Consider the following 6,343-nt stretch of genomic DNA (forward strand, 5'->3'; position numbering starts at 1 on the left):
AGCAGTGTGTGGATGGCACTGGCTGCTTTGCCGTTTGTGCTGTTTGTTGGTATGGCGCGGGGGGATCGATGGGCACTGTTGCGCGATCCGCAGGTTAAAGCCTTTATTGCTATTGTACTGGTGGCCGCCATACTGCTGGCGCTGTACCAGATAGCGCACAATGACCGGGACTGGTTTGCAGCATTGACCCACAGTGTGTTTAATGTGGTGTCTGTTATTACCACCTGTGGGTACGCCTCTGAGGACTATACAAAGTGGGGAGCGATGGCGGTGGTATTGTTTTTTTACCTGACATTCAGCGGTGGTTGTTCCGGTTCAACTTCGGGTGGGCTGAAAATTTTCCGAACCCAGCTGGCTGGGTATTTACTACTGAAGCAGCTGAATTTACTGATCCACCCTAATGCAGTATGGACACGTAAATACGGCAGCAAAAAGCTCGACGATAGTTTGCTGGGGGCGGTATTAGCGTTTGCCTTTGTCTATTTTGCCACTGTTGCTGCTGGCCCTGATTGTACCGGTACTGATTGCATTGCTGCTGTTACCGGGGCGCGATTTATTAACAACCACGGATGTTGCCATGTTACAGCTGCTATGGGTAACCTGGATGGCACAGCAAGCCGGACAGCGCTGGGCCGTGATTACTACGGTAAACAGTGTACTACTGCTCGACTGGTTTTTTGTTGAACCCTATAACACCTTATATGTGCACCAGATCGACTATCTGATCACCTTTATTGTGATGTTGCTGCGGTCTATCTCACATGACTTACGTACACCGCTGGCAACGATTATGGGAGCATCCAGTATGCTGGCCGATAAAGAGCTGACACTCAGCCGAGAAGCCATACAGCAACAGGCCGAGAATATTTTTCAGCAAAGCAGTTTACTCAGTCGTCACTTTGACAAAGTGATGGAGTTAAGCCGGGTGCAGCAGCCACAGCAGACACTGACGCTCGCAGAGCTTGATGTAGCAGATATCATTTCCGCCGCAATTAGCCGCCGGGCGCAGCTGTTAAATAGCTTGCCACTGCAGACAGCGCTAGCGGGCTCTCAGTGTGTCGCCGACAGCACCTTGTTAGAAATAGCACTGGCAAATATGCTGGAAAATACCGTGCGTCACGGCGCCGCGCCCTTTATGGTTTGTTTTGACCTATCAGAGGGGTATTACAGTCTGGAAGTCAGCAATGCCCCGGCACCGCAGCAACAGAGCCAACGTGACAGCGGCACCGGGCTTGGTACTGCTATTTGCAAGGCGGTAATGCAGCTGCATAACGGCCAGTTTACGTTGCAAACCTCAGTGGACCATACCATATCGGCTAAGCTACGCTGGCCACAGCAGATAACAGATGTCACGGAGCTACAGCATGGCTGAGTCAATACTGGTACTGGAAGATGATCCGGCTATGCAGAGCTTCCTGACTACACTGTTAAACAGCCAGCAGTACCAGGTGCAGAGCTTCAGCGCCGGCTTGCCGGCATTACAGTATCTGGTTATGCAGCCGGCAGCGCTTATTTTACTTGATCTGGGGCTGGCAGATATGGATGGTCAGCTCTGGCTGCAGCAACTGCGCAGCTGGTGCGACACACCTGTCATCGTGATATCGGCCCGCCACAGTGAGCAGGATAAAGTTCAGGCTCTGGATAACGGTGCAAACGATTATGTCACCAAACCGTTCAGTGCAGCTGAGCTGATGGCCAGGGTACGCGCAAACCTGCGCAAAGTGGCGCCCGGCCAGCAGTTGTTTGTGTTTGGCGATGTGCAGCTGGATCCGATAAGCCGCTCTGTACAGCGCGGCGGGCAACAAGTCCACCTGACTAAAACCGAATATGACATCTTGCTACTGCTGATGCGGCATTGTGACAAGGTACTGACACATAACCAGATCCTGACGCAGGTTTGGGGTAAGGCTTATGTCGACAGGCCGGAATATGTGCGGGTGCACGTGGCGCAGTTGCGGCAGAAGCTGGAGGCTAATCCGGCAGCGCCGATGTATCTGAAAACAGAACCCGGCGTTGGCTACCGCCTGGCAGCCAGCATACCGGGTTAAATAACTAGTTGGTTTTTTCTGCTGGTGTGCGGTACTTCTCGAACCACGCCAGCATATATTCTACTTTTTCAATCATCCGGCTTGGCCGGTTAGAAATACCATGTGGAGAGCCCGGAATACGCACCATCGCTGTATCAATCCGCCGTAGTTTCAGCGCCTGATAAAACTGCTCTGATTCCGAGATTGGCGTACGCCTGTCGCTTTCACCGGTGATCAGAATGGTTGGTGTCGTGACATTGCCGACCAGGCTCAGTGGTGAACGCTGCCAGTAATGTTCCACATTTTCCCATGGCACCCCCGGGAACTGATGGAAGGTCTGGTAGGTGTAAGAGTCGCCGGTCAGCACTTTGCTTAACCAGTTGATAATAGGTTTAACGACTGCTGCTGCTTTATATCTGTTGGTCAGGCCAATGGCATAGGCGGTCGCGATACCACCGGCAGAACCACCGCCAATAAACAGATTATTTTCGTCGATAAAGCCCAGTTTAAGCATCGCATTTACGCCGCTGTCGTGGTCGGCATAGTCTTCCGGTGAGCTGTATTTATTATGTAGCAACATCGCAAACCGTTCGCCATAAGATGAGCTGCCGCGGTGATTGTCGTAAAACACCACATAGCCTTCTTTGGCATAACGCTGCATTTCGGCGCTCCATTGCGGGCCGTACGCTAAATGCGGGCCGCCGTGGATTTCCAGCAGTAACGGATATTTTTTCGCCGGGTCGAAATCCGGAGGTGTCATATACCAGCCCTGGATCTCTTCGCCGTCAAATGAAGATTTATACGTAATTTCATGCACCTGAGCCAATTTTTTGTGGCCTAACAAATCTTCGTTAAGTGCCGTCAGCACTGTGCTTTTGCCTTTTTGCAGTACTGCAACATCGCTTGGACGCTGACTGGTACCATGGGTGTAGGCTATTACGCCATTGTCTGACACACTGTACTGGCCGCTCAGATAAGGTTGTGGCTGGCTGACGCCGCCTAAACTGGCCGTCAGGTCTGTCAGTTTGCCTTTACTGGTTAAACTGGCCAGTTTGCGCTGACCGCGGTCATCGTATTGCACAACAAAGCTGGAATTACTCAGCCAGTTAGGGCTGTCGATACTGCGGTCAAAGTCTGCTGCGACATCAGTAACAGTATTATTACCCAGCGTAAGGATTTTTAGCTTGCTGTTGCTGTAAGGCACCAGATCGTTGCTCTGCCACAGGAAAGCCAGTTGCCTGCCATCAGGCGAGAACACCGGAGATGACTCATCTCCGGCCATGGTAGTCAGCGCAACCAGCTGTTCTGTGGCTAAATCCAGCCGGTACAGGTTGCTGTCGCGTGGCTGAAACTCCCACTCGGCATCCAGATTGGCGGAAAATACCAGCGCTTTACTGTCGGGGGTGAACTGCAAATCGCTGCCATAGTGAAAATCGCCTTTGGTCAGCTGGCGCTCGGTACCGCCACTGGCCGGCAGGACAAAGATCTGGCGGAACTCGGGTTTCAGAAAGCCTTGGCCATCCGCCTGATAACGCACTCTGTCGAGCACGACTGCTGAATCAGACCATTTTGCCCCTGCAGGCTTTTTCACCTTCTTAACCCGTTGTTTTACGTCGGCCTCGCTGGCCATTATATTCATCGTAAATGCCAGCTGTTTGCCATCCGGTGACCAGGTCAGGTTGGACGGGCTGTTTTGCAGCGTGGATAACTGTGCGGTTTTATTCTCCGCCAGCCAGTGCAGGTGAATTTGGCGCTTGCCGCTAACATCTGAGATAAACGCCAGCTGCTTACCATCGGCAGACCAGCGCGGCTGGCTATAGTTAAACTTATCAGCAAACAACGGGAGTTGTTTACCGGTTTTGACATCCAGCAGCCATAAGGTTGTGTGCGTGCTGTCCGTCATGATGTCGTTGCTGGCGCGAACATAAACAATTTTGCTGCCATCTGGCGATATCTGCACGTCGCTGGCGTATTCCAGCGCAAATATATCTTCTGCTTCAAAATAACGGCTGCTGGCACTGACTGGCGTCTGGCTGGTGGTTTCTGCCTGTAACGCAGCACTGCCCAGGAGCAGACTGGCCGTGATAGCCAACGCTGAGCGGGTAAAAGTAGACATAAATCTCCCGGATATCATTAATCTTATAGTTTGGTCCTTAAAACTATCCTGATCTGTTTGCTGTGACAAACCTGTTAGCGGCAAACTGAAGGTTTTAAGCGGCATAGCTCTAAAAGCAGGTGTGTTTGCAGTATTAAGGTATGGCTAATATTTGTACAGTTATGCGACTGATTGCCTATACTTAACACCCGGCTGTTTATCTGTATGGAGGATGGCGACATGTTAAGGCACTACTTTATCAGTGACGACCTAACCGATTTTGTGAAAATAGAATATGAACTGCAGCAGCACGGTATCGATGCGCCACAGGTTCATGTACTGAGTGACAATGATGCTGCGATAGAACTACACCGTTTACATGAAGTTGCACCTGTGCTGAAAAGCGATGTTGTGCACGCAACAGAAATTGGCGCAGTCATTGGCGTGATAGCGGCTTTGTTTATCCTGGCCCTGGCCTATATTCTTGGCTGGACAGAGACAACAGCCGGTTGGATCCCTTTTATCTTTCTGGCTGTAGTAGTGCTTGGCTTCTGTACCTGGGAAGGCGGCTTTATTGGTATTCAGCAGCCCAATACCCACTTCAAGCGCTTTCAGGGAGAACTACAGCAGGGGCAACATGTGTTGTTTATCGATATTGAACCAGCGCAGGAAGCAGTGCTTAACGGCGTGATACAACATTACCCGAAACTGAAAAGTGTCGGCCAGGGCGAGGCTACACCGGCCTGGGTTGTGCGCAGTCAGCAGTTATTCCGCCGTTTTGTAAAAGTGATGCCCTAACAGCGTCAGTGGTGAGCATTGAATAAACAGGCTGGCTATTACTGCCAGCCTGTTTTGTCTTAGCCTCAGGCACTCAGGCTGTCGAAGATATGCAGGAAAGTCGGCGTTTGCTGAATATGCAGATTCACTTTCAGTCGCCGTGCGATGTCCTGTGCGCTGATTACGCCCCGGATCTGATGGCTTTCGCGGTCGATGACGACGCAGTGTTGTTCGCCACTGGATTGCAGTGTATTAACAACATCAGCGATACTGCATTGTTTTAACTGTTGGTACGCCAGCGCTTTAATGCGCTCACGCGGGCGCATCAGATCGGCAACCAGAATATCATCACGGCTGTCACCGAAGGCTACTCGGCGCATAATGGCCTGATCTGACAACTGTTCCAGATGCAGTAAGCCGACCATCTCACCGTCGTTATCAACAACCAGTTTTAACTTGCTTTGTTCTTGTTGCATCATTTCAAGCGCATCACTGGCAGAACTGGCGGCGCTGATCATATTAGGCAGGCTGTGTTTGAAATCAGTAACAACAGACAGCGCAGGTGAACTCAGAGTAGTATCGTCAAAATCAGCTGGTTGTACTAAATGGTCAATAGCTTCAACAGCATATAAGGCTAACGTTTTCATGGTATTCCTCACAAACCGGCACGCAGAGGCCATGCCGGAACAATTATTTCTTGGTAAATAAACAGCCTGGCTGTTCAGAATTAAACAAATTGTGAGGTAAGTACCGGTGGCGCACGCGCCTGTTGCAGTGTCAGACTGGCAGCAATACCGGCAGCTATCAGTTGCTCAGGTGAGTTATTGCCGTTGTGGGGGAGTTGCTTGTTAGCGGTAACCGGCAAAACCGGTTGTGGCTCGTCAGTGCCATCCTGTGTTACATCAGAGGTACACTGTGGTATTTCAGGTGTGACGGCATGGAATTGTGTATCGGCCAGCGGTGACAGCCGTGCATCGTGCACTGCAAAGGCTTGTGGCGTACACAACAAGCTTAGATACAGTATTAAGGCAAAACTACTTAGCCAACGCACAACGGGTAACCTTATTAAACCGATATTGATCTAAATCAAATATGCTGGCTGTTTACAAAATATGCAAGGCTGACCGCCTAACAATTGCGACAAATTGCACAATTTCACTGTTAAGAGGTTTAGCTAGCTGGTTGTTTCCTGCTGCGAGAAGCCATTTCGGCCCCGCTGCTTGGTCAGGTACAGTTGCTTATCAGCACGCTCGGTGATGTCTGCTTCATAACCCCAATGTGGATCTGCGGCTGCAATACCGATACTGACACTGATCACGCCATACTTCGATGCCGGATGCGCGATAGCTAACGCTGTGATAGCCGCCAGAATTTTGGCCGCTACAGTGCGGGCTCCGTCGGCAGTGGTATCTGGTAATACTGCAACAAACTCTTCCCCGCCATA

7 protein-coding genes and 1 pseudogene are annotated in these 6,343 nt (G+C 50.9%); 4 read left to right on the forward strand and 4 right to left on the reverse strand.

The features are described from left to right. Positions 1 to 51: 51 nt before the first annotated feature. From VIN66_RS16425 to VIN66_RS16435, 3 genes and pseudogenes are all read left to right on the forward strand, one after another. Positions 52 to 483: pseudogene (locus VIN66_RS16425) on the forward strand (potassium transporter TrkG); the annotation flags it as partial. Positions 484 to 529: 46 nt separating this feature from the next. Then, positions 530 to 1,372 (forward strand): sensor histidine kinase, encoded by an 843-nt coding sequence (locus VIN66_RS16430; RefSeq protein ID WP_331924986.1) that lies wholly within the window; start codon positions 530 to 532, stop codon positions 1,370 to 1,372. Continuing rightward, positions 1,365 to 2,048, forward strand: a complete 684-nt coding sequence (locus VIN66_RS16435; protein ID WP_331924987.1) for a response regulator transcription factor — start codon at positions 1,365 to 1,367, stop codon at positions 2,046 to 2,048. The genes VIN66_RS16430 and VIN66_RS16435 overlap by 8 nt, the downstream gene beginning before the upstream one ends. A gap of 4 nt (positions 2,049 to 2,052) precedes the next feature. On the opposite strand, the gene VIN66_RS16440 is transcribed toward VIN66_RS16435, so the two are convergent. Further along, positions 2,053 to 4,143, reverse strand: coding sequence for a S9 family peptidase (locus tag VIN66_RS16440; protein WP_331924988.1), 2,091 nt, complete (start codon positions 4,141 to 4,143; stop codon positions 2,053 to 2,055). A gap of 219 nt (positions 4,144 to 4,362) precedes the next feature. Here VIN66_RS16440 and VIN66_RS16445 point away from each other — a divergent pair, with 219 nt between their 5' ends. After that, positions 4,363 to 4,920, forward strand: a complete 558-nt coding sequence (locus VIN66_RS16445) for an NAD/FAD-utilizing enzyme (RefSeq protein ID WP_331924989.1) — start codon at positions 4,363 to 4,365, stop codon at positions 4,918 to 4,920. Positions 4,921 to 4,985: 65 nt separating this feature from the next. Here VIN66_RS16445 and VIN66_RS16450 read toward each other — a convergent pair whose 3' ends face one another. From VIN66_RS16450 to VIN66_RS16460, 3 genes are all read right to left on the reverse strand, one after another. Beyond that, on the reverse strand, positions 4,986 to 5,546 hold the full coding sequence (locus VIN66_RS16450; RefSeq protein ID WP_331924990.1) for a CBS domain-containing protein: 561 nt from the start codon (positions 5,544 to 5,546) through the stop codon (positions 4,986 to 4,988). Positions 5,547 to 5,626: 80 nt separating this feature from the next. Further along, complete coding sequence (locus tag VIN66_RS16455) at positions 5,627 to 5,950, reverse strand: hypothetical protein (RefSeq protein WP_331924991.1); 324 nt, start codon at positions 5,948 to 5,950, stop codon at positions 5,627 to 5,629. Positions 5,951 to 6,073: 123 nt separating this feature from the next. Next, positions 6,074 to 6,343, reverse strand: a 270-nt coding sequence (locus tag VIN66_RS16460) for a diguanylate cyclase (RefSeq protein WP_331924992.1), incomplete at its 5' end; no start/stop codon positions are given.

It is taken from the genome of Rheinheimera sp., assembly GCF_036568245.1.
Taxonomy (GTDB): domain Bacteria; phylum Pseudomonadota; class Gammaproteobacteria; order Enterobacterales; family Alteromonadaceae; genus Alishewanella.

Bases quoted from the DNA above. Each gene is read 5' to 3' on its own strand.
- VIN66_RS16435 (WP_331924987.1), top strand. From the start codon at position 1,365: ATGGCTGAGTCAATACTGGTACTGGAAGATGATCCGGCTATGCAGAGC.
- VIN66_RS16440 (WP_331924988.1), bottom strand. From the start codon at position 4,143: ATGTCTACTTTTACCCGCTCAGCGTTGGCTATCACGGCCAGTCTGCTC.
- VIN66_RS16445 (WP_331924989.1), top strand. From the start codon at position 4,363: ATGTTAAGGCACTACTTTATCAGTGACGACCTAACCGATTTTGTGAAA.
- VIN66_RS16450 (WP_331924990.1), bottom strand. From the start codon at position 5,546: ATGAAAACGTTAGCCTTATATGCTGTTGAAGCTATTGACCATTTAGTA.